The 25,189-nt window shown below is 35.0% G+C and carries 15 protein-coding genes; 2 read left to right on the top strand and 13 right to left on the bottom strand.

The genetic code is table 11. The features are described from left to right. Nucleotides 1-60 precede the first annotated feature (60 nt). From GKZ88_RS10830 to GKZ88_RS10770, 13 genes are all read right to left on the bottom strand, one after another. Nucleotides 61-2,613, bottom strand: coding sequence for an alpha-L-arabinofuranosidase C-terminal domain-containing protein (locus GKZ88_RS10830; protein WP_155102394.1), 2,553 nt, complete (start codon nucleotides 2,611-2,613; stop codon nucleotides 61-63). Beyond that, nucleotides 2,613-3,983 (bottom strand): glycoside hydrolase family 27 protein, encoded by a 1,371-nt coding sequence (locus GKZ88_RS10825; RefSeq protein WP_155102393.1) that lies wholly within the window; start codon nucleotides 3,981-3,983, stop codon nucleotides 2,613-2,615. The genes GKZ88_RS10830 and GKZ88_RS10825 overlap by 1 nt, the downstream gene beginning before the upstream one ends. A gap of 159 nt (nucleotides 3,984-4,142) precedes the next feature. Beyond that, on the bottom strand, nucleotides 4,143-6,518 hold the full coding sequence (locus tag GKZ88_RS10820; protein WP_155102392.1) for a sugar-binding domain-containing protein: 2,376 nt from the start codon (nucleotides 6,516-6,518) through the stop codon (nucleotides 4,143-4,145). A 146-nt stretch (nucleotides 6,519-6,664) separates the two neighbouring features. Continuing rightward, nucleotides 6,665-8,248, bottom strand: coding sequence for a glycoside hydrolase (locus tag GKZ88_RS10815; RefSeq protein ID WP_155102391.1), 1,584 nt, complete (start codon nucleotides 8,246-8,248; stop codon nucleotides 6,665-6,667). A gap of 121 nt (nucleotides 8,249-8,369) precedes the next feature. Beyond that, nucleotides 8,370-10,007, bottom strand: coding sequence for a glycoside hydrolase (locus GKZ88_RS10810; protein WP_155102390.1), 1,638 nt, complete (start codon nucleotides 10,005-10,007; stop codon nucleotides 8,370-8,372). Then, a complete protein-coding gene (locus GKZ88_RS10805) occupies nucleotides 10,008-11,609 on the bottom strand; it encodes a RagB/SusD family nutrient uptake outer membrane protein (protein WP_155102389.1) in 1,602 nt (533 codons plus the stop codon). An 11-nt stretch (nucleotides 11,610-11,620) separates the two neighbouring features. Next, nucleotides 11,621-14,632, bottom strand: a complete 3,012-nt coding sequence (locus GKZ88_RS10800) for a TonB-dependent receptor (RefSeq protein WP_155102388.1) — start codon at nucleotides 14,630-14,632, stop codon at nucleotides 11,621-11,623. 43 nt (nucleotides 14,633-14,675) lie between these two features. Further along, nucleotides 14,676-16,073: a hypothetical protein gene (locus GKZ88_RS10795; RefSeq protein ID WP_155102387.1), complete on the bottom strand. Its 1,398-nt coding sequence runs from the start codon at nucleotides 16,071-16,073 to the stop codon at nucleotides 14,676-14,678. 642 nt (nucleotides 16,074-16,715) lie between these two features. Next, on the bottom strand, nucleotides 16,716-20,756 hold the full coding sequence (locus GKZ88_RS10790) for a hybrid sensor histidine kinase/response regulator transcription factor (RefSeq protein ID WP_155102386.1): 4,041 nt from the start codon (nucleotides 20,754-20,756) through the stop codon (nucleotides 16,716-16,718). Between the two features lie 401 nt (nucleotides 20,757-21,157). Further along, nucleotides 21,158-21,553: a hypothetical protein gene (locus GKZ88_RS10785; protein WP_155102385.1), complete on the bottom strand. Its 396-nt coding sequence runs from the start codon at nucleotides 21,551-21,553 to the stop codon at nucleotides 21,158-21,160. An 83-nt stretch (nucleotides 21,554-21,636) separates the two neighbouring features. Continuing rightward, entirely contained in the window at nucleotides 21,637-22,143 is a 507-nt protein-coding gene (locus tag GKZ88_RS10780; RefSeq protein WP_155102384.1) for a hypothetical protein, read from the bottom strand. Between the two features lie 120 nt (nucleotides 22,144-22,263). After that, complete coding sequence (locus GKZ88_RS10775) at nucleotides 22,264-22,656, bottom strand: hypothetical protein (protein ID WP_155102383.1); 393 nt, start codon at nucleotides 22,654-22,656, stop codon at nucleotides 22,264-22,266. Nucleotides 22,657-22,725: 69 nt separating this feature from the next. Continuing rightward, nucleotides 22,726-23,040: a hypothetical protein gene (locus GKZ88_RS10770; protein ID WP_155102382.1), complete on the bottom strand. Its 315-nt coding sequence runs from the start codon at nucleotides 23,038-23,040 to the stop codon at nucleotides 22,726-22,728. Between the two features lie 178 nt (nucleotides 23,041-23,218). On the opposite strand from GKZ88_RS10770, the gene GKZ88_RS10765 reads away from it, so the two are divergent. Next, on the top strand, nucleotides 23,219-23,800 hold the full coding sequence (locus tag GKZ88_RS10765; protein ID WP_155102381.1) for a TetR/AcrR family transcriptional regulator: 582 nt from the start codon (nucleotides 23,219-23,221) through the stop codon (nucleotides 23,798-23,800). 95 nt (nucleotides 23,801-23,895) lie between these two features. Then, nucleotides 23,896-25,110: an MFS transporter gene (locus GKZ88_RS10760; protein ID WP_155102380.1), complete on the top strand. Its 1,215-nt coding sequence runs from the start codon at nucleotides 23,896-23,898 to the stop codon at nucleotides 25,108-25,110. Nucleotides 25,111-25,189 lie beyond the last annotated feature (79 nt).

The raw sequence follows: 25,189 nt of genomic DNA, 5'->3' as shown, positions 1-25,189 counted from the left end.
AACTTCGGGACTATGTGTTTAATATTTTTCATGAATTCATTGAATCAAAAGCAATACGGTTTATTTTGTTTTGGCGCGTATTACAACAAATGAATACGGAGGCAATTCTTTAGAAAATGCCTCTTTAATTGCTATTTTCTGAGTAACTGGTCTTGCTGTTGTATTTTCTGGAGTACCAGATAATATTGTATAATCAACATTTTCTATTAGAGATAAATTTGATAATTCAATTGACGGCGTTACGGCAACCGGAAGCACATTGACCAACTTTATAATCAAATCTCCAGAAGTATTGTCTTTTACTACAGAAGCTCCAATGCGCTTATTTACTTCATCATTCTCTGAAGTTTTGATAGTTCTTTCTATATAAATATCACCCGGGTTTTGACCGTACAATTTTTGTACAAAATAATTTACGGTAGGTTTTACTTCATTTCCTGTAAAGTAAATCAAATCTGGATTCCATTGTGTATGCTTTTCTCTAGCCAATAATGGCGCATACGAAGCCATTTCTACAACATCGCCATTGCGTTCCACTCCAGTTAAATATAAAGCTTCGGCCAATGCATTGTAAAATTTATTGCCGCGTGAAGCATATTCGCCTAAATACACTTTTGATTTTGAGCGGTCATAACTATCATAAAAATCCTGATTATTAATAAACCAGCCCGGCGTTTGATAATAATGTTCATCAACAATTGGCAATTTTAAATCATCAGCAATTCTCCAGCCTTCATTGTAATCTGTACCTTCAAAAAATGGTCCAACGGTACCAATCACAATAATTTCAGGATATTTTTGCTGAACCGCTTTTACAATCATTCTGTAACGTTCTTCAAAAACATCACTGATCAAATCTTCATTTCCAATTCCGATATATTTTAAATTGAAAGGTTTTGGATGACCAGCTTCGGCACGTTTTTTACCCCAAACGGTATTCACACTTCCGTTGGCATATTCGATTAAATCTAAAACATCCTGAACATATTCGTCCATATCTTCCATCGGGATTCCGAATTGCTGTCCTGAACCGCCATCAGATGAATTTTGACACGGAACTCCAGCGGCTAAAACCGGAACGGCCTCATCACCTAAATCTTCACAAAACTGAAAATATTCAAAATAGCCCAATCCCATTGATTGATGATAACCCCAAATATTTCGCATTGGAATTCGGCTTTCAAGAGGACCAATGGTGTTTTTCCATTTATAAATATTGTGTAGTCCGTCACCGTGCGCCACGCATCCTCCTGGGAAACGTACAAATTTTGGATGCATGTCTGCAATCGCATCTGCAAGATCTAAACGGAGTCCGTTTTTGCGATTTTTGAATGTTTTTTGAGGGAAAAGCGAAACCATATCAACAGCAGTTTCGCCATTAGTACTAATTTCTAAATGAGCATCATTTACCGTTTTTGAAACTTTCAAAACAAGGCTAAATTTCTTCCAAGAATTTGTTGGTGTAAAATTGGTTTCGGCCAAAGTTTCTCCGTTAGAAGATTTTAATCGAACGGTTGATTTTGCACCTTTTGCAAAAACACTAAAATCATATTTTTCATTGGCTTTTACTGCAATTCCATCAAAACCAGAATTATTAATATTTCCTTTTGAAATTACTGCATAATTTGGATTATTAGCATGAATTGGATTTTCTTTAGCAATTTTAAAATCACCACTCCAAGCCATAGTTGCGTTCCATTTTTCGTCTCTTTCCTTTTTATCGTGAAGCGCATATTCGAAATCACGATTCTGAATCAATTCGCCGTATAAACCGCCATCAGCAGCATAATTGATATCTTCGAAGAAAACACCCGTCAACATATTGCTGATTTTTTTTGACTGCTGACCGTTGATCTTAATTTCGGCTTTTACTGGTTTCAAATTAGCAAATAGCAAACTGTCGCTCTTTGGAGAAGTATTGTCTTTTTTGTCTCTAAATTTAACCGATTCCATGTTTTTGATCATGGCATCAACCAAACTCCAGTCAACTTGATGCAATGTTCCCTGCAAAATCTCGCCCTGCAAAGTGATTTCGCTTCGCAGTTTTAAAGATGAATTTGCATCAATTACTGTAGAACCGTAATTTTTAAAGTCTTTTGTAGCACTTGAATAATTTTTTCCGCTTTCGCTGAAGTGTACCAAATATTGACCTTCTTTTTGACTTATCTGCACATTTTGGATAACCGATTTATCTTCGCCTTTGCCAACAAAATTTTTCATTCCTTGAATATAATTCTGTCTTCCCCAACTCACTAAATCCTTACTTTCAGAATGTGCAAAAACGTTGTCTTTTACACTCCAGAAACAGTGAAAAATTCCAGCATTATCTTGAATCAAAAAAGGTTCTGACATGCTTTTTCCTGTTGGTCCCCAGCTTCCAAAATCTGATTTCAGAAAACTAAATTCCGGACCAATTGAAAACCAGTTTTTCTGATCCGTACTCCATGCAAAATGAAGTCCGTTTTTGCCATTATTCTTCAAAGTCGAATACGCAAATAAATATACTTTATCTGGTTTTTCGTTCATTGGCTTTAAGCCAAAACCAGACAATATAAAAATAATGGTAAAAAGTAAAATCAGGCTAAAAATACTGCGCAGCAAAAATGTCTTCATTATTTCTTGCCTTTTAATTGATATAAAACTGAAGCATGCGCTTTTAAATCGGCAGTAATTTCGTTTGAAGACAATTTAGATTTTTCGCCTGTCCACATATTTAAAATTTCAACTGAACCTGAAAGCCCTAAGTCTGCAAGATTTACTGAAACTTTTTCTGAAGCTTTTTCTGAAATATTAAACAAAGCCAAATAAACACTTCCGTCTTTAGCATTTTTTGAAGTCACTGCAATTTTTCCGTCTTTCTGAAAAAGCTGTTTTACTGCTGTGCTTTCATTGTGCATTTTTACAACATCTTTGTTCGTTAATAATGACAAAGTGAATGCATCATTGCTTGGCAAATCTCCACCAAAAAATAAAGGCGATTTGAAAATATTGAAGAATGTAATTAAAGTATATTGTTCGTCTTTTGTCAAACGCGTCATTCTGTCTTCACCGCGTTCTCCACGCACTGAAATACGTCCAAGCGGAATCATATCACAATCTGGCCATGTTCCTGGCGCAATGTAAGGATACCATTTTTGCGCAACATCCATTAAATGTGTGATGTGTGGCCAAGTGTCCCAAACGTCGTCAACCATTCTCCACATATTTGCATGCGTGCTTACGTGCGGTGCGGCAGAAATTGGCGTTTCACCTGGCGAAGTACTCAATACAATTTTGCGTCCGCATTTGTCAATTGCATTTCTAATCAGGTTAATTTCTCCCTCGTGATAAGGTCTTGACAAATCGTCAATTTTAATAAAATCAACGCCCCATTGTGCGTATAATTCGAATATAGAATTGTAATATTCCTGAGCTCCCGGTTTGTCTGCCACAACGGTATAATTATCTCTCAGCCATTCGCACTGTAAAGTTGTTGAATAAATTTGGTCAGCCGTAATTCCGTTTGCGCCTTTAATTGGCATTTTTTCTTCAACCGCTTTTTTAGGAACACCACGCATAATGTGGATTCCGAATTTCAATCCTTTTTTATGAATATAATCGGCTAAAGGCTTAAAACCCTGTCCGTCTTTTGCAGAAGGAAATCTGTTGACAGCTGGCAAGTATCTTCCAAATTTATCCATCACATAACGTGGATCAGTCTGATTGTAACCGCCCGCTTTGTCATTTTCTACAAACCATCTGATATCCACAACAATATATTCCCAACCATATTTTTTAAGCTCTTTTGCCATATAATCGGCATTGGCTTTTACTTCGTGTTCTTCTACAGTTGGTCCGTAACAATCCCAGCTGTTCCAGCCCATCGGCGGTGTTTGCGCCCATTGCTTAAATTCTTCTTTAGCGAATGTTTTGTTTTGAGCATTAGAAGAAATTGATACCAAAACAACTCCTAAAATCAGAGTAATTTTATTCTTAATTTTCATTATAATGTGGTTAGATATTAATAAATGTAAAATTTACACTTCAAATATAATAAACTTTAATCGTAAAATGCAATTAACCTGCCTGTAAACCAAAAATACAGACAGGTTAATTGAAAATTTAAAATAACTAATTAATAATTTTCTAACTTAGAAAATACCTTATTTCACGTTAATTGTCACTTCTACAGGCTTTAACCATTGGCTTGTAAAAGTAACTTTGATAGGCTGTGCTTCTCCATTCGCTTGAATGTAAGCCGCAATATGCCCGTGAAAAACTCTTTGAATATTATCTGTATAATCTGTCATGTCACTGTTATTTCCAGCTTCAAGACCTAATAAAGTTCCTGGTCCGCTGATGGTACAAGTCACTTCATTGTCTGAAAGCATAACCGGAAGACCATTTTGATCCTTAACCTGAACCATAATTTTTGCAACGCCTTTATCTTTGCTGATTGTAATGTCTTTTTCGGCAATTGTTAATTCTACTGGCTGTTGTGTTGAATTTATTGCATAACGGCTCACTTCTTTATCATTTGCATCTAAACCAACTGCTTCTAGTTTTCCTGAAGCAAACGGAATATCCCAATAAATAATTCCCGTTTTTTCGTCATATAATTTCGTTTCGCCAACTACTTTTCCGTTTAATTCCAAACGTGCTTTTGCAGCATTTGTATAACAAACTACACGAATTTTTTGTCCAGCTTCGTAATTCCAGATTGCCCATGCATCTTTAGAAACATCTTTCTCATTTTTCAACGGATAAGTTCCAACATATGTCATTGGTTTATCTGACCATAATGACTGACGGAAATAACCGCGAGGTTTGATAACACCCGCAAAATCAACTAATCCAGAGTAAAATCCTCTAGAAGGCCATCTCCCAGATTCACCTAAATAATCGATTCCTGTCCACAAGAACTGCCCGAAAATATGTTTGTTGTTTTTAACTGCCAACCAAGGAGCCATATCATGAACATTCTCACTTCCGTAGATTACTCGGTTTGGATATTTTTCATGATCTGTTTGGTACTTGCTTTCTGTATAATTGTATCCTGTAATATCCAAAGCTCCCGGATATTCCGTTTCGTTAGACATTGCAACGCCAGCTAATCCGGCTGTTGTAGGACGCGATTTATCATATTTTTTAACTGCTGCAACTAAACGTTTTGCAATCACTCCAAGACGCATTGCATCTGGTGCATCTTTTTTATAACCTCCGTAAGCTGCTTGTCCAAATCCGTCTTTACCTTTATCTAAAACGGGATGTGAATAAGGATCATTCGGGTAATCAACTTCATTTCCTATACTCCATGCAAATACAGAAAGATGATTTCTGTCACGGCGTACGAAATCTTCCAAATCTTTTTCGGCATAATCTGCGAAAATATCAAATGAACCTTCAAAACCTGGAGTTCCGTAATTCCAGCCTTCTAACCATTTACGCTTTGGAAATTCCCATTCGTCATACGCTTCGTTTAAAACCAATAACCCTAATTCGTCGCAAAGTTCGTAGAAATCTGGAGCTTGAGGATTATGACTTGTACGAATGGCATTTACACCTATTTCTTTCAACGTTTTTAATCTGGTTTTCCAAACTTCTCTTGGAACAGCAGCACCCAAAACTCCTGCATCATGGTGCAAACAAACACCTTTCATTTTCATCCATTTTCCGTTAAGCGCAAAACCATTATTTGGATCGAATGTGAAATCTCTAAAACCAGTTTTTGTCACGGTTTTGTCAATCTCTTTTCCGTCTTTTAAAACTGTTGTTTTAAGTTCGTATAAATTCGGATTCTCTAAATCCCATAATTGCGGGTTTTTGACATTTATTTTAGCCGAAATTTTTCCGTTTTGGTTTGCTGCAACCTCAATTTTAGAAGTTGCTTTTGCTACTGATTTTCCATCTTTTGAAAACAATTCGTTTACAACTGTTAAAGATGATTTTGAAGCAGAACCGTTTTCTACATCAACCTCAACATTCAAAGTTCCTGCTTCTTTTTTAACTTCTGGATACGCATAAACCCCCCATTGTGCAATATGAACCGGATTTGCATAAACTACCCAAACGTTTCTGTAAATACCTGAACCGGTGTACCATCTTGAATCGGCACTTTGGCTGTGATCTACGCGAACAGAAATTGTATTTTCTCCGCCGTATTTTACGAATTGCGTTGCATCATAAGCAAAAGAAATATATCCGTTTGGACGTTTTCCTAACGAATGTCCGTTGATAAAAACTTCGCTTCTGTTGTAAACACCTTCAAAATACAAATACACTTTCTCACCCGATTTGCTTTGCGGAATATTGATTGATTTTCTGTACCAAGCAATACCGCCTGGCAAATATCCTTGACAGCTCGCTAAAGTTGGACTCAATTGTCCTTTTACGCTCCAATCATGAGGTACATTTACATTTTGCCATTTGCTGTCATCAAATGTTGTGTTTTTTGCATCTGGAGTTTCCTGAAGATTGAATTTCCAGCTGTCATTAATTTTCTTTGAATCTCCAAACGATACTTGACTGCTCGCAGACAAACATGAAAAGAGTAAAACGGGGATTAGAATTTTCTTAGTTAACACTATATTTTTATTTTTAGTTAATTTTTTTTTGTTTCAAGTTTCAAGTTTCAAGTTTCGCGAGCAAACGTGAAACCTGAAACTTGAAACTAATAAAACTCCTACTATTGCATTTCTCCCACAAACGTCACTACTGATCTCGCAGGAATCTCTAAATTATCAATTTTCTGAATATCACTTCTTTTTAAATTTGAAGTTTCAGATGTAATATACGGAGTAAACTCATTGTTTTTTAAAGTTCCTTTTGATAAATCGAACTTATATTTTTGAGCCGATTTTCCGCAGTTTACGGCAACTACAATCAGTTTTTTGTTTTGAACATCTTTATACGCCGTCAGCATTACATCATTTGCGGCGTCTAATTCGTTTTGATTTGGAACATCAACGCGCTGCATTCCCGGACGTACAAAAAGCGAATAATTTCCTAGAGCCCAAAGCAGTTTTGAATCGTGAAATTCTCCATCGTTTCGCACATAATTTGGCTCCGTTCCGCCTTTGCTTTTTCCATCATCCAAATAAATCAAACCATCTTTATAATCAACGCGAGTAATTGATGTCCACCATTGCCAAGAAGCTGCATTTGCCACTGCAATATCATTATGAATCAAACGCGCCACAAATAAAGCGGTCTGCATTCCTAAATCTCTTCCACCGCCTGAACCGCCCGGAATTTCATTTTCTCCCGGATTCTCTAAAATACAATATTCCGATTGCCAATATTTCAAACCTGGATTTCTTTTTATTTCCGTAGCAATTAATTTTCTGCTTAAAACTTGTCTTTCAACTGGCCAAGTGGTGAAATAACTATGACCGAGAATCACATTTTTTACATTGGAGAATTTCGAAACGTTTGTTTTTGTTTTTCCAAAGAAGAAATCAATTTGGTTGTCTCGATCTTCTTTATTTACATTTTCATACAAATAATCAATTTGCGCCGCTTCAGCAATTACAATTTCAGTATTCATTTTGTTAGCTTTCAGTTTTTCTGAAAGTGATTTGGTCAAATCATAAATTTCCTGATTGGTTGCCGGAGTTCCTTCCTGACTGTTCGTGTCACCGTGTTTTGGCATCCATTCCCACTGAGGTTCGTTTATCGGACTAACGTAATCGAATTTTATTCCTTCTTTTTTCTCTAGTCCCTGAATACTTTGAACTAAGAAATCGGCAAATTTTGGAATTGCACCATCTTTTAGATTCAGTTTATTCTTTTGAGAGGCAAAAGACAAACCGTTGTTTGTCATATAAACCGGCGGACTATTTGTAAAAATCAAGAATTTTTCGACACCGCGTTTTTTAGCGGCCTGCAAAAACCATCTTTGTCCTTCTTGTTTTGTGAAATCATAAGTTCCGTCAGCATTTAGGAAACACTCGCTTCTTCTCCATTCGTCAGAAACTTTGCTGTTTTCACCTTGTTCCGTACTTCCAGCACCAAGATTGAATCTCCAGATCGAAAGTCCAATTCCTTTTGGATTTCCCTGCGCATCAATTTCTTGACTGAAAAGCAAATCGGCAATGGCATTCTTTTTTTGTTCTGGCCAATTTTTTCCCACAAACTGTGTTCGCCACGCATCAGAACCTCCAAAACCGTCCATTGTCTGAACGACTTTATCTGTACTGATAATGGCAGTTCGCTGTGCAAATGACAGCGAACTCATTACCAGAAAAAGTGAGATATATACTTTTTTCATTTATTTTATTTTATTTAACCGCAAAGGGCGCTAAGTTTTACGCAAGGTGCGCTAAGTTTTGCATAAGCTTTGCGAACTTTGCGTATTTTCTTTGCGAACTTTGCGGTTAATTTTTTTATTCCTACTTATAATTCCCAACGTACGTCACCACTGACCTAGCCGGAATTTCTAAACTCCCCGCATCAACCGCTATTCCTTTCTTCAAACTTAAAGTTTCAGAAGTTGTATAGGGTATTAATTTATTATCCGTCAAAGCTCCTCCTGCAAGATTCAATTTATAGGCTTTCGCCGATTTGCTGATGTTAACTGCAACGATTACTAGTTTTTTAGTAGCTGCATCTTTGTAAGCGGTTACCATAACATCATTTAAAGCAGTTGCATTATCAACACTTGGAATTTGAACTCTTACCATTCCTGGTTTTACGAAAAACGAAAAGTTTCCTAAAGCCCAAAGTGTTTTTGAATCTCTGATGTATCCGTCGTTTTTGCAGTAATCAGCGTTTCCAGCTCCGTTGCTTGCATTGTCATCAACATGAATCAAACCGTCTTTATAATCACCACGGCTAATTGCTGTCCACCATTGCCAAGAAGTTACACCTCCAAGCGCGATATCAGTGCTGATAATACGCGCGGTCCAAAGTGCAAGAGGCATTCCTAAATCTCTTCCTGCTCCTGCCCCGCCAGGCAATTCGGCAGTTCCTGGGCTTTCTAAAACACAATATTCAGAAGACCAAAGACTAACACCGCCAACCGACTGAATTCTTGAAGTAGCAGCTTGTCTAGAAGAAACCATTTCGCTCAAAGGCCAAGCTTGCCAGTAGCTGTGTCCAGAAATAGTTTTCTTTACATTGCTTAAACCTGTGATTTTTTTAGTAGAATTAGAAGCAAAGAAATAATCAATTTGATTTGATCTGCTTTCTTTTCCAGAAACTGTTTTGTAAAGCGATTCATAAGATCCTGCTTCTCCAACAACAATCTGAGCACTAAGTCCTTTTGACTGTAATTTTGGAGACAAAACATTTACAAAACTGTAAATATTTGCATTTGTAGCTGGCGAACCTTCTTGTGCGGAACCGTCCCATTCGTATTGTGGTTCGTTAAACGGACTCACATAATCGATTGTTAAACCTTGTTCTGTTTTTAATTTATCTAAAGAATTAACCCAGAAATCAGCCAATTCTGGCATTTTTCCATCTTTCAAATTATAAAATTCTTTGATACTTGCGTGTGCTTTTCCGTTTTGCGTCAAATACACTGGTGCACTGTTGGTGAAGGCCAGTAATTTTTCAACGCCACGTTCTCTAGCTGCTTTCATAAACCAAACCTGACCGGCTTGTTTATTCATATTGTAACTTACACCGTCAGTTGTAAAACATTCTGTACGTCTCCATTCATCCGTAATATCACTTGCATCGCCTTGTTCTGTACTTCCTGCTCCAAGGTTAAAACGCCATAATGATAATCCGATTCCTTTTGGATTTCCATCTGCATCAACTCCTTTGCTGAATAATAAATCGGCAATTTTATTTCTTTTATCAGAAGGCCAATTTCTTCCAATAAAATTACACTGCCAGGCATCTGAAGCTCCAAAACTTTCCATAGTCTGAAGGGTCATATCCAGATTTACATTTAATTCTGCAACCGTACTTTCTGAAGCTGCATTATCCGATTTTTCAGAATCACAACTCACAAATATAGTGCTTGCGAAAAGTAAGCCTGCACACAGCAGACTTACTTTATTTTGATTAGCAAACTTCATTTAGTATCCAGGATTTTGCGTAATTAAACCACCACTTAAGTCAATTTCTAACTGCGGAATTGGCCACAATAAGTTTTTTGCAGGGTTAAAATTGATTCCTTTATCCTGAGGTTCTCTCAAATTTGTCGTTTCGTAAGGATCTGTTGAACTCAAGTTGTATTTAACAAAAGTTCCATTTGGTCCCATTAAAGATTCAATAACTGGTCTTCCTGTTGTTGGATCTTTCTCACGGCGAATATCATATAAACGCATTCCTTCAAAAGCCAATTCTAAACGGCGTTCTTTATAAATTTGTCTCAGTAAAGTTGGTCCAGAAAGTCCAGTTTTAGGATCTAATTTTACACGCGCTCTGATGATGTTGATATCTGCTAAAGCGTCTCCACCAGTATGGTAGCTAGCTTCGGCTCTTGTCAAATACATTTCAGCTAAACGAATCAACGGAATATTTAATGGCAAGTGACCATCTTTTTTATCTAATGAACGGCGTGTTGCAATTGGAATATAATATTTACGGCAGATACGGCCTGATTTATTATCATTTAAGCTGAATTTGTGCGTTGGGTTCAAAACCTCATCACCGTAAGCCGCTTCACCCCATTTCGTAATAGTGCTTCTGCGACGGATTACATCATTTTCAGATAAATAAGCATTTTCTAAATCACTTGTTGGCATACACCATCCCCAACCGTCAAGAACATCAGCAGCATCATTGCTTGGGAAATTCTTTTTGTCTTCGCCTCTTGCTCCTGCCAAAGTAGGAAGCATAGAACCTAAACTTTTATCTTGAACCGATGAAGATTGTGCTTCAAGAATTGACTCCACTCCATTATGATTGTTTACATTCCAAATATTCAAGAAATCAGCTTCTAGCGCGTAAGGCCCTTCTGTAATTACTTTGTTTGAATATTGTTTTGCATCAGCCCATTTTTCTTGGAACAATGTTACACGAGCCAATAATGCATAAGCGGCCCATTTGTTTATTCTTCCTTGTCTGTTAACCGGGATAGTTTCTAATTTTGCAGCCGATTCTTTTAAATCAGCTTCAATTTGAGCATAAACATCAGCTTTTGGACTGCGTTTTAATTTCAAATCGCCAGTTCCTAAAGAGGTTGTGTACAAAGGAACATCTCCAAAAAGATTTACCAACTCATAATAACAGTAAGCTCTCACAAAAAGAGATTCACCCATGTATTGATTTTTTTGAGCTTCAGTAATTGGCGCTAAAGTCATTTTCTCTAATCCAAGATTAGCCGACTGAATGGTATAATAATGCGCCGTATAAATACTGTTCATATCACCCATATTATCTGGCGTAATAATGTATTGTGAAGCCGGTCTATGCGCTCCGCTGTCTTGTCCTGTGTTACCCATCCAGGCATCATCAGTCGACATTTCGTTGGTAACTCTCGGCGCAAGTAACGTCCACCAGTCATTCGAAAGTAACAACCTGTGGGTTAATTCGTTTGTATAGTTTTCGCACTCTTGCGCTGTTTTAAAGTAATTTTCTAAGGTTTGTGTTCCTCTTTGTTCTTTTTCAATAAAATCGCTGCAAGAAACTGCCAATAGCGAAAAAGTGATTATTGATACTATTATTTTTTTCATGATCGTTTTTATTAAAATGCTACATTAAGACCCATCAAGATTGTTGGCTGAACTGGATAATTCCATCCTCCAAAACCTGATCCTAAAACTCCTCCACCTACTTCAGGATCAACACCTGTGTACTTTGTCCATGTCCATAAATTTTGTCCAGACAATGAGATTCTTAATTTATCTAAACCAAATTTGTTATAAAATGAAAATCCAACTTGTAAGTTTTTCATACGTACATATGAACCGTCTTCAACATAAAGAGAAGAGAATTTTGTAAAGTTTTCGTTGTTATCGTCTTTAGACAAACGCGGAATAGAGTTTGAAGTTCCTTCTCCGTGCCAAGCCATTTCTGATAAGTTACTTACTTTGTTCGTCAAACTTGCACCATTGTATAAGTCTGAAATATTCTGGTTAACCAAATCATTTCCAATACTTGAATAGAAATTTGCTACCAAATCAAATTGTTTGTAAGCAAAAGTCAAATTAAGACCCACATTATAATCAGCCCAAGGAGAACCAATTTTAGTTCTGTCTTTGTCGTCTATTTTTCCATCGCCATTGATATCTTTAAAACGAACATCTCCAACTTGTGCATAAGGCTGTAATTTTGTTCCGTGCTCATCAGTATGAGAGTTTAATTCTGTTTGATTTTGGAACAATCCATCAGCAACATATCCATAAAAATATCCAGGCTCATTACCTTCAACAGTTAAAGTTCTGTTGCTTGAGCCGTATAATTTTTCTCCTTCAGCAGATAAATCCAGCATTTTGACATTTACAGTTGTAAAAGTTACATCAGCACCGTATGAGAAATCTCCTTTTTTATCTTTGAATGAAACTAACAAATCAATACCATTTGATTTCATAGAACCTACGTTTGTCCACATTGTAGAATATCCAGGGAAACCGCTGTAAGTTGGAAATTGTTTTAAGAAAAGCATATCATTTGTTTTCTTTTGGTAATATTCCAAAGATCCAGAAAGCTTGTTTTTCCATAATCCGAAATCAAGTCCAAACGAAACATCTTCAACTGTTTCCCATTTAATGTCTTTGTTTGCCATTGTAGAAGGATAAGAAGTATCAGCAATATCACTTCCAATAGGATAAAATCCTTGTCCAATGTTTGACTGATAAACTGCACTTGGTAAATTTTGATTTCCTACTTTACCCCATCCCGCTCTAAATCTAAGATCGCTCAGAACATCTTTAGCAGATTCCATAAAATCTTCGTTCAAAATTCTCCATGAAACCGATGCAGAAGGGAAATTTGCCCATTTGTTGTTTTCCATGAATTTTGAAGAACCGTCACGTCTGAAAGTACCTGTGAAATAATATTTTCCGTCATAGTTATAAGAAAAACGAGAAATATAAGACATCAAAGAATTTGATGTTTTATTACCACTGCTATTACGGTTTTTAGTAGCAGCATCTAATTCTCTCATAGTATCAGAGTTGTTTGGAACTCCTTCTCCGTAACCCCAAAGCTTACTTTGGTTGTATTCTTCCATTGTATTACCTATCATTAAAGACGCATTATGTTTTTCTGCGAATGTTTTAGTGTAGGTAATTGTATTTTGCCAAGACCAGTTAACATCAGTAGTGTTCCATTTTTCAACACTGTTGATTTCTGCTTTTTCGTGTGCCGCATCAATCACAAAATCTGGGCTGAATTTATTTCTTACAATATCGCCTACTTCAATCGAAGCCTGTGAGCGAATCACTAAACCTTTGATTGGCGCATATTGCAAATATCCATTTGTGTTTAAATTGTACTGATCTGTAAAATCATCATAACGTTTTACAGCTGCAACTGGATTCCAGATATACGACGGAGAACGTGCGTAAATACTATATTCGTTTTCTGTTCCGTTCAATTGATCAGCTGGTTTGTAAATTGGCGTAATTGGATCAATTTTATCAAAATCAGCCCAGTTTCCTGGAGAACCATACGTTTCATAACGAGGGTTTAAAGTAATTCCAGCAGAGAATTTATCCGAGAATTTAAAATCGTTTGCAATTCTCATTGTGATTCTTTCCCATCCTCCAACTTCATACATCGATTCAGAGTTGTAATAGTTCAAGCTAACTGCGAAAGTATGTTTTTCAGAACCTCCAGTTACTCCAAGAGAAGCATTGGTTACAGGGCTTGCTTTTCTAATTCCGGCATCCCACCAATCTGTTGTTTTTCCTTTGTATTGAGAAGGGTTTGGCAAATAATCAGCATAACCAGAATTCTTGTTTGCCGTATTCATCATGGTTGCATAACCTTCGGCATCAGCCATATTGTATGGATTATTCATCAATTGCATACCAGAACTCATGTCAAAGTTGAATCTTGTTTTACCCGCTTTTCCTTTTTTAGTCGTAATCAAGATAACCCCATTTGAAGCTCGAGAACCGTAAATTGCACTCGCAGAAGCATCTTTTAAAACTTCCATCGATTCAATTTCGTTATTGCTCAAAAAGTTGATACTTGTTCCCATCGGGATTCCATCTACCACATAAAGCGGATCTGTACTTAAGTTTACCGTAGAAATACCACGAATTAAAACTCTAGGCTGTGCTCCAGGTCCGCCAGCGCCTACAACCTGTACTCCAGAAACTTTTCCTTGCAAAGACTCAGCTACGTTACCTACCGTCATCGTTTGAAGTTCTTTTCCTTTTACTGAAGAAATTGAACTCGTTACGTCGCTCTTTTTTACGGCAGCATAACCTACCACAACAATTTCATCTAAAGCTTGGCTAGATTCATCTAAGACAACATCAAAAGAAGTTTTATCTCCAACAGAAATTACTTTATTGGCAAAACCAACAAAAGAGAATTCGATCTGTGCATTTTTATTTGGAACACTGATTGTAAACTTTCCGTCAAAATCAGTTGATGTAGTGGTTGAAGTTCCTTTTACAAGTAGATTTACTCCGGGAATTGGCACCGCACCTTTATCTTTAACAGTACCTGTTATTTTTATTTGTCCAAATGATACCGCAGTACACATTAGGGCAATAAAAAATCCTATATATTTAAATTTCATATTAAGCTGTTTTATTAATTAAATGTCACAACAAGAGCCGCAACTATTTTTTTGTTATAAATACTCTTTCTAACTCGGTATCAAGAACTACTTTATAAACTCCTGCAGCTGCCGGATATTTAGCATTTCCATTCTCTCCCGGCGTCATTGTACAGATTCCGTTTTTGATTAATCTCCAAGAAGGATCCCACCATTGGCCTGTAAAAGTTGCTTCTAAAGTTCCTGTTAAAGTGTATTCACCAACTAATTGATAAGGATTTGCCGAATTATTGCTTAAGTGAAGTCCAGTCATAACCCATGCATTCCAAGTATCCCAGTTTGCATCTTTAATTCCGCCACCGCAAACACTTACAAATGGTCTTCTTAAAGCAGCGTCATCATGCCATAATCCGTTAGCAACATCAGCCCATACTTTGCTTGTTGGCGTGTATTTCTCAACTGTATATTTTAAAGTATTCGGATTCACTTTAATTTTATAATACCCTTTTGTTGGTAAAATAATTGGTGTTGAAGCAACATCATCAACTAATTCTCCTGCAGTATTTAAACCAAAGCAATGTGGAGCAAAATCAGATTCCTGACCTAAGAAATAAACTTCTTTATTGTCTTTATCTGCATAATATTTGAATTCAAAATCCTGTCCGCTTTTTTCATGGAAATACATTGGCACACCAACAGCATCAGTAGTCAAATTTGTTCCTTTTGGCTGATCACATAAATAGATTGCCGGATACTCATTTGTAGCCACAATATTTACATTTAATGATCCTGTATTCGGGATTGCAAATTTATCTTTAGCTGTAATTGTCAAAACATAATCTGCAGCGGTTACTGGCAATGTATAGGTTTTGTTGAATGTATAAGACTGAGGTGATCCTGTTAGCTGAACAGTTTCATTAATTCCTAATGCAGCACACTGTACTTGAACATAATCAATACCTGAATCATCATTCACTACAAAGTTTACTGGCATTTTATTGCTTGTTGACAATAAAATAACCGCTCCTTCTTTTGGAGAAACCATAGTAATTGACGGTGCAGCAAATTCTCCGTCTAAACGAAGATTGATTTCTTCATTTACAGCATTTCCAGAAACGTCTGTAATCGTCAGTTTTATTTTGAAAGCTTCAGAAGTCCCTCTATTAGCAGGAACTTCGAAAAAATAACTCAAATCATATTTAGTAAGTAAGGGATCTGCAGCAAACGTAATTACTTTGTCAAGTGACAATTCAGGAATTTGAATTTCTACGCTTTTTAATCCTAGATCGTCTGCAAGAGCCGCTTTAATTTCAAATTTTCTGTTTGGCGCGCCATAAATTTCTTTAGTCGCCACTACTACTGTAGGATTATCAGATGGGGCAAAATCTGATTCGTTATTTTGACATCCGGTAAACAAGATGGCAAAAAGGGCAAGAAAAAATAAAAATATATTTTTTTTCATTTCTTAATTTTTAAGGTTAGGTCGGTTCGTTTGTTTTATTAGTAAAGTGAATGTTGAAATAAATGAGTCAGACTCAATTTTGAAGAGCTGGATTGTGCTTTCTTTTTTGGCAAGGAAAGCAGACAATGAAAAATCGGTGGTTTGGTTTTTGTCATGTTAGTAAAGTTTGATTAATATTCTTTTTTTTATTTTCTTCCTCTTAAACAATGAAGTTTTATTTTTTTTGGCCCGCGGTTTTTTCCGCGAGCCAGATAAGTAAATACGTAAAACCAACTCTTACCATCACATTTTAAAGAAGGCTCAATTCTTTAAGCGGATAAAAAACTTATCAAAAAAATAACACTTATAATTTTACACAGTAATACAACTTAACTATTACTATAGGTGCAAAGAAATGTTTAAAACACACTTCTAAGGAGGGGTAAAATGGAAAAAAAAGGAGGTCAAAATTGTAATTAAGTATTATTTTGTATTAAAACTTACAGAGTATTAAAAAATATCGGTATATTTTTACATAATCTGCAATCATTGAAATATTCTTTCTTTTAAGACTAAAACGTTTGAAATTTTTCAAAAAAATGTACCCTCAGCCACAAAATGCGATTGAGTCTTTAAGAAAATGTAAAGTCTGATAAATGATTTTTAACTGATAATATTCAAATCGGAGTTAAAAGAGCTCTTATATTTTTTAATATATTCTGAAGGCGTCATTCCAAAAAGTTTCACAAACTGCTGTCTAAAATATTTAGGATCTTCAAAACCAACTTCGGCACTTGCCTGCGCAATATTCATATCTTCAGTAAGCATTAACATTGCCGCTCTCCGAATTCGAAGTGAACGGATAAAAGCATTTAAAGTCTGTCCAGAAATAATCTTAATTTTAGTATAAAGCGTTCTGTGGCTCATTCCCATTTCCTGAGCGAAGGTTTTAATCGTAAAATCTTTTTTATGAATATTAGCTTCTACAATATCAATACACTTTTTCAAGATAAACTGATATTCCGCCGGAACTTTTTGGGTATTCTCTCTTAGTGTAATACTGTCTAAGAAATAAGTACGGAGATTGCTTCTGTTCCGCAACAGCGATTCGACGCGGGCCACAAGAATATCATCATCAAAAGGTTTCATGATATAATCATCGGCACCATCGCTGATTCCCTGCAAATGTGTTTCAGGATTTTTTGAAGCCGTTAATAAAATAACCGGAATATGCGACAAATCATTGCTTTCTTTTATTTTTCGGCACAACTCAAGACCATCCATCTGTTCCATTGTAATATCACTGATAACGAGATCAGGCATGTGTTTTTTGGTCAGTTTTAAGCCTTCTTCCCCATTTTCAGCGCTGTACACCATGTAATTTTCTGAAAACAATTTGATCAGATAATTTCTGATATCATCATTATCATCAATAATCAAAACACTTCGTTTATCGGTGAGCATTACCGTTTGAAAATCAGTTTCCGAAACCTGATTATTAGCGGTAATATTCTCTTCAGTATCATCAATATTCAATTCATCAAAAAGCTGGCTTCTCTGCTGCACATCATTAGATATAACGGCGTTTTCAAAATGACTGCTTCCTTTTAAAAATGTCAATTTAAAAATACTTCCTTTTCCAATTTCACTGCTGCAGCTTACTTTGCCTTTGTGTTTGTCAACAAAATATTTCACAATAAAAAGACCAATTCCAAAACCAGTTCCAATAGAAACTTTAGAATTAATTTGTTTGAATTTCTCAAATATAACCTCAATATCTGCTTTGTCGATTCCTTCTCCGCTGTCTGAAATTTCCATTTCCACATCCGAATTTGTTTCCGTTAATTTCAGATTAATTTTACCGCCAATTGGAGTGTATTTAAATGCATTTGACATTAAATTGAACAATGAAATTTCGATTTTTTCATAATCGCCAATAATTTCAATTTCATTATCCGGAATAGAAAAATTGTAAGTGATGTTTTTATCTTTTGCCTGATTTACAAAACATTGATATACTTCATTGCAGAGTTTATTGACATTTATAGGTGATAATCGCAATGAATCGGCATCATTTTCTGCTTTTCTAAAAAGCAAAAGCTGATCAACCAAACTCAATAAGCGTCTGGCATTTCGATGCGCAATAGCCAAATCACTTCCTGAAGATCCATTTTCGACACGTTCTTTCTGAACGGCTTTTTTCAGCGGATTAATAATCAGCGAAAGCGGCGTTCTGAACTCATGCGAGATATACGTAAACATTGACGACTGTTTCTCGGCAATTTCTTTTTCTTTTTTGCTTTCTAATTCGGCAATTTTGACTTTATATTTTAAAGCTTCTTTATTTTTCTGATAATCCGAATAAACAAAAAGTCCGCCCGCAATCGCTAGTAAATACAGCGTATAAGCCCACCAGGTTCTGTACCAAGGCGGTAAAACCTGAATGGTAACAAGACTTACTTCTTTGTTCCAACCCCCTTTAAAATTGGTCGTTTTTACTTTGAAAGTATAATTTCCTTCGGGCAATCTTGAGTAATTTGCTTTTCGGGCCTGGCCCACATAATTCCACTGCTGATCCCAGCCTTCTAAAAAATAAGCGTAATTTATTTTATCTGCATTGTTGTAATCAATTGCCACAAATTCTAGTGACAAAGCCGTTTGATCATAATCCAGACTAATCTTTTTGATATTACCTGAATCTGCTTTTGAAACTTCCACTTTGCTTTCTTCTATGCTTTGATTGTTGACATAAAAGTCACTCAGCAATAAATTATTCTTCTGATTAAAACCTTTGATTGCTTCAGGAAAAAAGATGTTGAAACCGTTGATTCCGCCAAAAAGAAATTCTCCGTCAGATAATTCAATTCCGGCATTAAAACTAAACTGATTGCTCTGCAAACCATCATTTACAGAAAAATTACGGAATGTTTTTCGCTTTTTATCAAATCTGCAGACTCCGTTATACGTGCTCATCCAGAGATTTCCTTCTTTATCTTCAAGCAGTCTCAAAATGGTATTCGACGGCAAACCATCATCTGTTGTCAGCCTTTTAAAGGTATTTGTTTTTCGGTCAAATAATAAAAGTCCGCCCTCCTGCGTTCCCAGCCAAAGGTTTTTGTCTTTGTCTTCGTGAATACATCGAATTGGATTTCCAATAGAAACTTTGCTGATTTTCTTTGATTTTTTTTCGATTGAAAATAAATTGGTATAATTTCCGCCCCAAAGTTTTCCATCGCTGGTTTCAGTCAGACATTGCAAATTGGTTACCGATTTATCAAAAAGCTCAAAACTGTTTTTTGCTCTATCGAAAAAATACAGCGAACCTTCATTTGTCGCGCTGGCCCAAATATTTGCTTTTGAATCTTTGTAAACAAACCAGATGTTTTTTTCAATTTGTTTCGTAAACGGATTGTAGCAGGCATATTGCGCAACCGAATTATTCTTCGGATTAATTCTATTAACGCCTCCAGCCCAAGTTGAAAGCCAGATTTCGTTATTATTATCCCGAATAATTCCGGTAATAAAAGGACTCGACAGTTTATTGGCGTAGTTGCTGTACGTATTATTTTTTCTGTTCCAATATTTTAATCCGGCGCCGTCTGTTCCTACCCATAAATTCTTTTTTTCATCTTCGCAGAAAGATAAAATAAAGTTTTCGGCAGGGTTTTTAGCATTGTAGCGAATGCTTTTAAAATACTTGGGAGTATTGCTCAGCATACTGATGCCGCCACGAAGCGAACCAAACCATTTGTTGCTGTCTTTATCTTCATATAAACTCCAAACCGAGTTGCTTTTTGCCAGCTGATTTTCATTTACACTATTGTAAGTAATCGCTTTTTTATTTGTTCCAATGACTTTGTAAATACCACAGCCGTCTGTCGTAATCCAGATTTCTTTTTTCTTATCGACAAGAATATCAGTAACACTGCATTTATTTGAAAAATAGTTTTCTGAAAAAAGTCCTGTTTTAGTATTGAACAGAAAAAGTCCTTCATCGGTTCCTAGCCAGAGATTTCCGTCAGAAGCCAATTTCATTGCTTTTACTTCTTTTGAAATTGAGAAAACCGCCTTTAAAGTTTTAGACTCATAACTGTAACTGCAGATTCCGACATTGCGGACGTAAACCCAAGCATGCTTATTTTTTTGATCTTCCTGAATGGCAATGGCATCATAATTATTGATGCTGATTTTATTGCCCAAAACGGTAAGCGGAATTTGTTTCCCAACGAATAAACCATTTTCAAAACGGATTAATCCTAAACTCTGTGAAGCAACTAAAAACAGATTGCCCGAAACCGAGCGCATCTGGTGAATAATATCGTTTAGAATTTTCTTTTTATTGGATGAAAAATATTCAGCAGGATGAAATGCAGCGGTTGATTTATTATAAATACTGATTCCGTTTGCGCCTCCAACCCAAATGTTTTTTTGAGAATCGCCTTCGATATTGTAAACGGCATTAAAGGAAAGTGATTTTTTATCGTTGATTCGATTTCGAAAAACTTTAAAGTTATAACCATCGTAACGGTTTAGTCCATCGTACGTTCCGAACCAAAGATAACCGTCGCTGTCCTGAAAAATGGTAGTCACCGAATTGTTTGACAACCCATCGGAAATATCAAGAAATTTCACTGGATTATCCTGCGCAAAACTCAGCGAAGTGAAACCAAACAGCAGTATAAAATGCAGAACAAAATACTTCAAAATAGTATGCTTTTTTGTGAATTTGTGTAGAAAGCACAATTATAAGCCTATTTATGGCAATTTTGCAAAAATCAATTCATAAAATTTTGATTTTATGATTAGTGTGTAAGATTAAATCTTACGTTTTTAGTTTTAATAAAGGATTGCTTATAAAATGTTTTTTTTACATTTTGAAATCTTGTTTAATGATTTTTGAAGAGAAAAAAGTTAGAAACCTTTTAAGGCGTTTTATACCTAAATACATATAAAAAATTACGCAAAGTCAGAGACATTTGTCTGTTTTTCATTAGGAACTCTTTGGGGAGCAGGTACAGTTTTCTGTTATCCTGTTCTCCTTGCAATCTATTGCTAAAATTGGCAGGGTAATTACTATTTTTTTATATATTAAAAACCATAATTTACTATTTCTTTATCTCTTGATTCTTTTTCAAAACATTCCAATTTAAAAGTTTAACTTTTCTGTTATATTTCAAATCCTTCAAAATGATACTATCAGTATAAATATTTCGAACTAAAAACCTGTTGCCACCAATTTCTAAAGTACTATCACTTTTTGTAAATTTCCAATCCATTTCAGGCTTGTAATCTTGTTCATCATTAACAACGAAAAAATTCGCACATTTTCCTTTTTTGTAGAATTTTAAATACATAATAAATCCTACACTATCTCTATTATAATCTCTTGGAGAATTATAATAAACCCATTTTTTTGCTTGATTAGTTAACCCTAAATCATCTTTATTCTTACATGAAATAAAAATAAAAATTATGATAAATAATAAAATTTTATTGTTCATATATTAATTTTTAACGAGGACCGTCTAGAGGAGGAGTGATTGGCAATATTTGTTCCCCCCGCTAGCGCGAGCGAAGGATTTTTTTATAGTTTGTACTCTTCTTTCAGTTTAGATGCAAATTTAATTGCAATTGATTTCATTCGTTCCTTACTTTGTGTAGTAAAATAATCTGTACGGATATAATCTTTATTTTGATAATTAAACGATGTCACAATATCCTTCTCTTTTTTCAATTTTAAGGTGTCTGTAATTATATTACTTGGTATTTTTTCACCTTCGATGTTTATAAAACGGTATAAAACCCTATAAGATATGGCAACATTCTTTTCATTACATTTAAGTTTTCCATCCGAAAGAATAAAACCAGGTTCACTCATAAAACTAATAGAATCGTTTTCTACCAACACCTGAGTTGAAGCTACCTTTGCGAAGCATGTGTCATTATAAACATAGAATATTTCAAAACTGCCTTCTTTCCAATTAATCGATTTTGGTATCCATATCCCATTGAGATTAACAAAATTTTCTTGTTGATTTGAACAAGAAAAAAAGCACAAGGCAAATAATATTATAATATATCGATATTTCATATCCAATTTTATTAGTATTCTACTGAAACAGGAACATATCCCGATCGTGCATATCTTCTCTCCACAATCGTTAGCGCAGATTTGCAATCTGTGCTAACGGGTTACTTTTGGACACAACCGTTACGCCCCCCTTATTAACTCGTCAAAATTTTTAGCTTTTTTTATATTTTCTATCCACTTAAGTTTATATTCATTTTCTTCAAGATTAGCCATTTTCTCCAACATGAAATCTTTCAAATCATCTAAATCAATTTTCTCTTCCAATAACTCAAAGATCATTTCGTGTTTCGATTGCTTAAAAAAGCTCATCCAGTTCCTCTCTTTTTTTTGAAGTTTGACGATTTTAAAAATATTTCCTTTACTATCTACGATTTTATGATTTAACCTTAATTTTTCAAACAAATCATAAGAGTTGCTATAAAAATAAATATCATAAAATATTATTTCACTCACGTTCTCTAAGTTCAATTCATTTATAGAAATATTTAAAACAGGAAAATTAATTTTATTCATATAGTCTATTATACCTTTTTTTGTTGTTTATCCAAATTCGATTCATCAAAAATATCTCCAGCTGGCAATTTATTCAATCTCTCTTATACAACGATTTTCATTTAACCATCTTTTCCATAATTTCATATCTCTTCTATAGTCTTCATCATTTAAATATCCAACGGGTTCACTATAATCTGCTAGAGTCATGATGCCAGTTGTATTTGACAAATAAAGAATAGCTTCTCTATATTCTACAACTCTTAGCTTTTTCTTCTTTTGTGCCGTTTGGACTATTTTTATATTTTTTTCAAACTCAGCCACTAATTTATTATTAGTACTTATGCAGTTTTTTGATTTACAAGAATAAAGGATAACAACTAAAAATAATACTATATTTTTCATTTTTTATGTTGTTTTTTCTATTGTTATATTGTTCGTTTCAAACAAATATAAACGAAAAATCAAGACTTCAAAAATCAAATAACTTTTATAAAATATTCCTCATTTTAAAATAAAAAGTTAAAATTATTGCAAATAAAGACCGAACGGTCTAAATTTGCAGTGTCAAAAAGAGAAGATCATGAGCAAAGCAGAAAGAACGAGACAATTTATCATAGAAGCATCGGCACCAATTATTAATAAAAAAGGAATGGCTGGAACTTCTATCACTGATATCATGGAAGCTACAAAACTTGCAAAAGGCGGTATTTATGGAAACTTTGAAAGCAAGGAAGAAATTTGCATTGAATCCTTTATTTATTTAAGAGCGCAATTAGCTAACAAATTAGATACTGCAGTCTCAAAAGGCAAAACGGCGCAGGAAAAGCTTTTTAATTTATTGGATGTATACGGAAATGACGAAACAATGGTGGACGGTTGCCCAATTTTAAACTTTGGAGTTGATGCTGATGATACGAATCCAACGGTTAAAGAATATGTAAAAAAAGCAATCCAATCCGCTCAAAAAAGATTTTATACTATAGTGGAAGATGGAATAAACAGTAATGAATTACATGCAGCAATTAATCCGCAACATTTTAGCATTAAAACTTTTGCCATGATTGAAGGTGCAATTTTGTGTGAAAAAATAAGTGGTGATCATGCACAAATGCTGATCGTTTTAGAAAGCATAAAAGAGGAATTTAAAAGATATGTTCGATAACCTATTTTTTTTACTATTTTTTAGACCGTTCGGTCTAATCTTAAATCAAACAAATTTCATAGAAAAGACAATAAAAACAATTAAAGAAAAAGAAAATGAGAATTTTACAAGAAAACCATAAGGGATTTAGTACTATACTTGCCCTTGCATTGATTCCCTTATCTGGCTTTGCGACAGATATTTATTTACCTTCTTTGCCTGCAATGGCAAATGATTTGAATGTTTCGGCTTCGGCTGTACAGCTTTCGCTGGTGCTGTTTATGTTTAGTGTTGGTATCAGCCAATTTTTTATAGGAAGCCTGTTAGACAGTTTCGGGCGTTATAAAATCAGTCTTGCGTCGCTTGCCCTATTTTCACTTACCAGTTTTGTAATCGCATTAGTTCCTAATATTTATGTTATTTACGCCATGCGAATTATTCAAGGAATTACAATAGCACTTATTGTTGTGGGAAAACGAGCCTATTTTGTTGACTTGTTTACAGGCGAAAAACTAAAAAGTTATATCAGTATGTTTTCTATCATTTGGGCCTGTGCTCCTATTATGGCGCCATTTTTAGGTGGTTATCTGGAAAACAGCTTTGGCTGGAGATCTAATTTCTATTTCTTAGGCGGTCTGTCCTTAGTGTTTTTAATTCTGGAACTTATTTATAGCGGTGAATCCCTAAAACATTATCATCCTTTTAAATTAAAATTGATTGCACAGACGTACAAAGGAATGCTTCAAACGGCAGATTTCACCTTAGGTCTTGTTATTATCGGAATGTCGTTCGGAATGGTTGTCGTTTACAGTTTATCGAGTCCTTTTATTATTGAACGCGTTTTGGGTTATACTGCAATTACTACAGGATACAGTTCGTTGCTTTCTGGTTTTTCATTAATGACAGGCGGTATAATTGCAAAATCGCTCATTAAAAAGCCTTTAGTTCAAAAAGTCAGTATTGCGTTTGGCGTTCAAATCACTTTAGTATTGCTGATGATTTTTACGGCTTCTTTTGGAAGTAATCTTTATACATTAATTGGTTTCATTATCGGAATTCATATTGCTGGCGGTTTTATTTTCAACATAATTTATGGATATTGTTTGAGCCGTTTCTCCAAAAATGCCGGAATCGCAAGCGGACTTACAGGTGGTGTAATGTACATGATCAGCTCAATATTCAGCTATGGTTTTGCTAATTTATTTGAAGTAAAAACACAATTATTATTAGGCGTTGCCGATTTTTCACTGCTCGTAATTGTAACTATTATTTTTATAACTTTTAATAAATACAGATCAAAAAGCTTGGCCGTTGAAGTAATTAAAAAATAACAATCTTCATTTCAATTTAAATGGATTTTAAAAAAAAATCGCCACGAATTCACGAAATTAGATTTAAAAATAATTCGTG

Source organism: Flavobacterium sp. LC2016-01 (genome assembly GCF_009711135.1).
Classification (GTDB): Bacteria; Bacteroidota; Bacteroidia; order Flavobacteriales; family Flavobacteriaceae; genus Flavobacterium.
The sequence above is the reverse complement of the archived record's forward strand: the minus strand, read 5'-3'. Positions and strand labels throughout refer to the sequence as shown.

Excerpts from the sequence above, each read along its gene's own strand:
- GKZ88_RS10770 (WP_155102382.1), bottom strand. The coding sequence starts at position 23,040 with ATGAAAAATATAGTATTATTTTTAGTTGTTATCCTTTATTCTTGTAAA.
- GKZ88_RS10805 (WP_155102389.1), bottom strand. The coding sequence starts at position 11,609 with ATGAAAAAAATAATAGTATCAATAATCACTTTTTCGCTATTGGCAGTT.
- GKZ88_RS10780 (WP_155102384.1), bottom strand. The coding sequence starts at position 22,143 with ATGAAATATCGATATATTATAATATTATTTGCCTTGTGCTTTTTTTCT.
- GKZ88_RS10830 (WP_155102394.1), bottom strand. The coding sequence starts at position 2,613 with ATGAAGACATTTTTGCTGCGCAGTATTTTTAGCCTGATTTTACTTTTT.
- GKZ88_RS10810 (WP_155102390.1), bottom strand. The coding sequence starts at position 10,007 with ATGAAGTTTGCTAATCAAAATAAAGTAAGTCTGCTGTGTGCAGGCTTA.
- GKZ88_RS10760 (WP_155102380.1), top strand. The coding sequence starts at position 23,896 with ATGAGAATTTTACAAGAAAACCATAAGGGATTTAGTACTATACTTGCC.
- GKZ88_RS10785 (WP_155102385.1), bottom strand. The coding sequence starts at position 21,553 with ATGAACAATAAAATTTTATTATTTATCATAATTTTTATTTTTATTTCA.
- GKZ88_RS10815 (WP_155102391.1), bottom strand. The coding sequence starts at position 8,248 with ATGAAAAAAGTATATATCTCACTTTTTCTGGTAATGAGTTCGCTGTCA.
- GKZ88_RS10765 (WP_155102381.1), top strand. The coding sequence starts at position 23,219 with ATGAGCAAAGCAGAAAGAACGAGACAATTTATCATAGAAGCATCGGCA.
- GKZ88_RS10775 (WP_155102383.1), bottom strand. The coding sequence starts at position 22,656 with ATGAATAAAATTAATTTTCCTGTTTTAAATATTTCTATAAATGAATTG.
- GKZ88_RS10825 (WP_155102393.1), bottom strand. The coding sequence starts at position 3,983 with ATGAAAATTAAGAATAAAATTACTCTGATTTTAGGAGTTGTTTTGGTA.
- GKZ88_RS10800 (WP_155102388.1), bottom strand. The coding sequence starts at position 14,632 with ATGAAATTTAAATATATAGGATTTTTTATTGCCCTAATGTGTACTGCG.
- GKZ88_RS10795 (WP_155102387.1), bottom strand. The coding sequence starts at position 16,073 with ATGAAAAAAAATATATTTTTATTTTTTCTTGCCCTTTTTGCCATCTTG.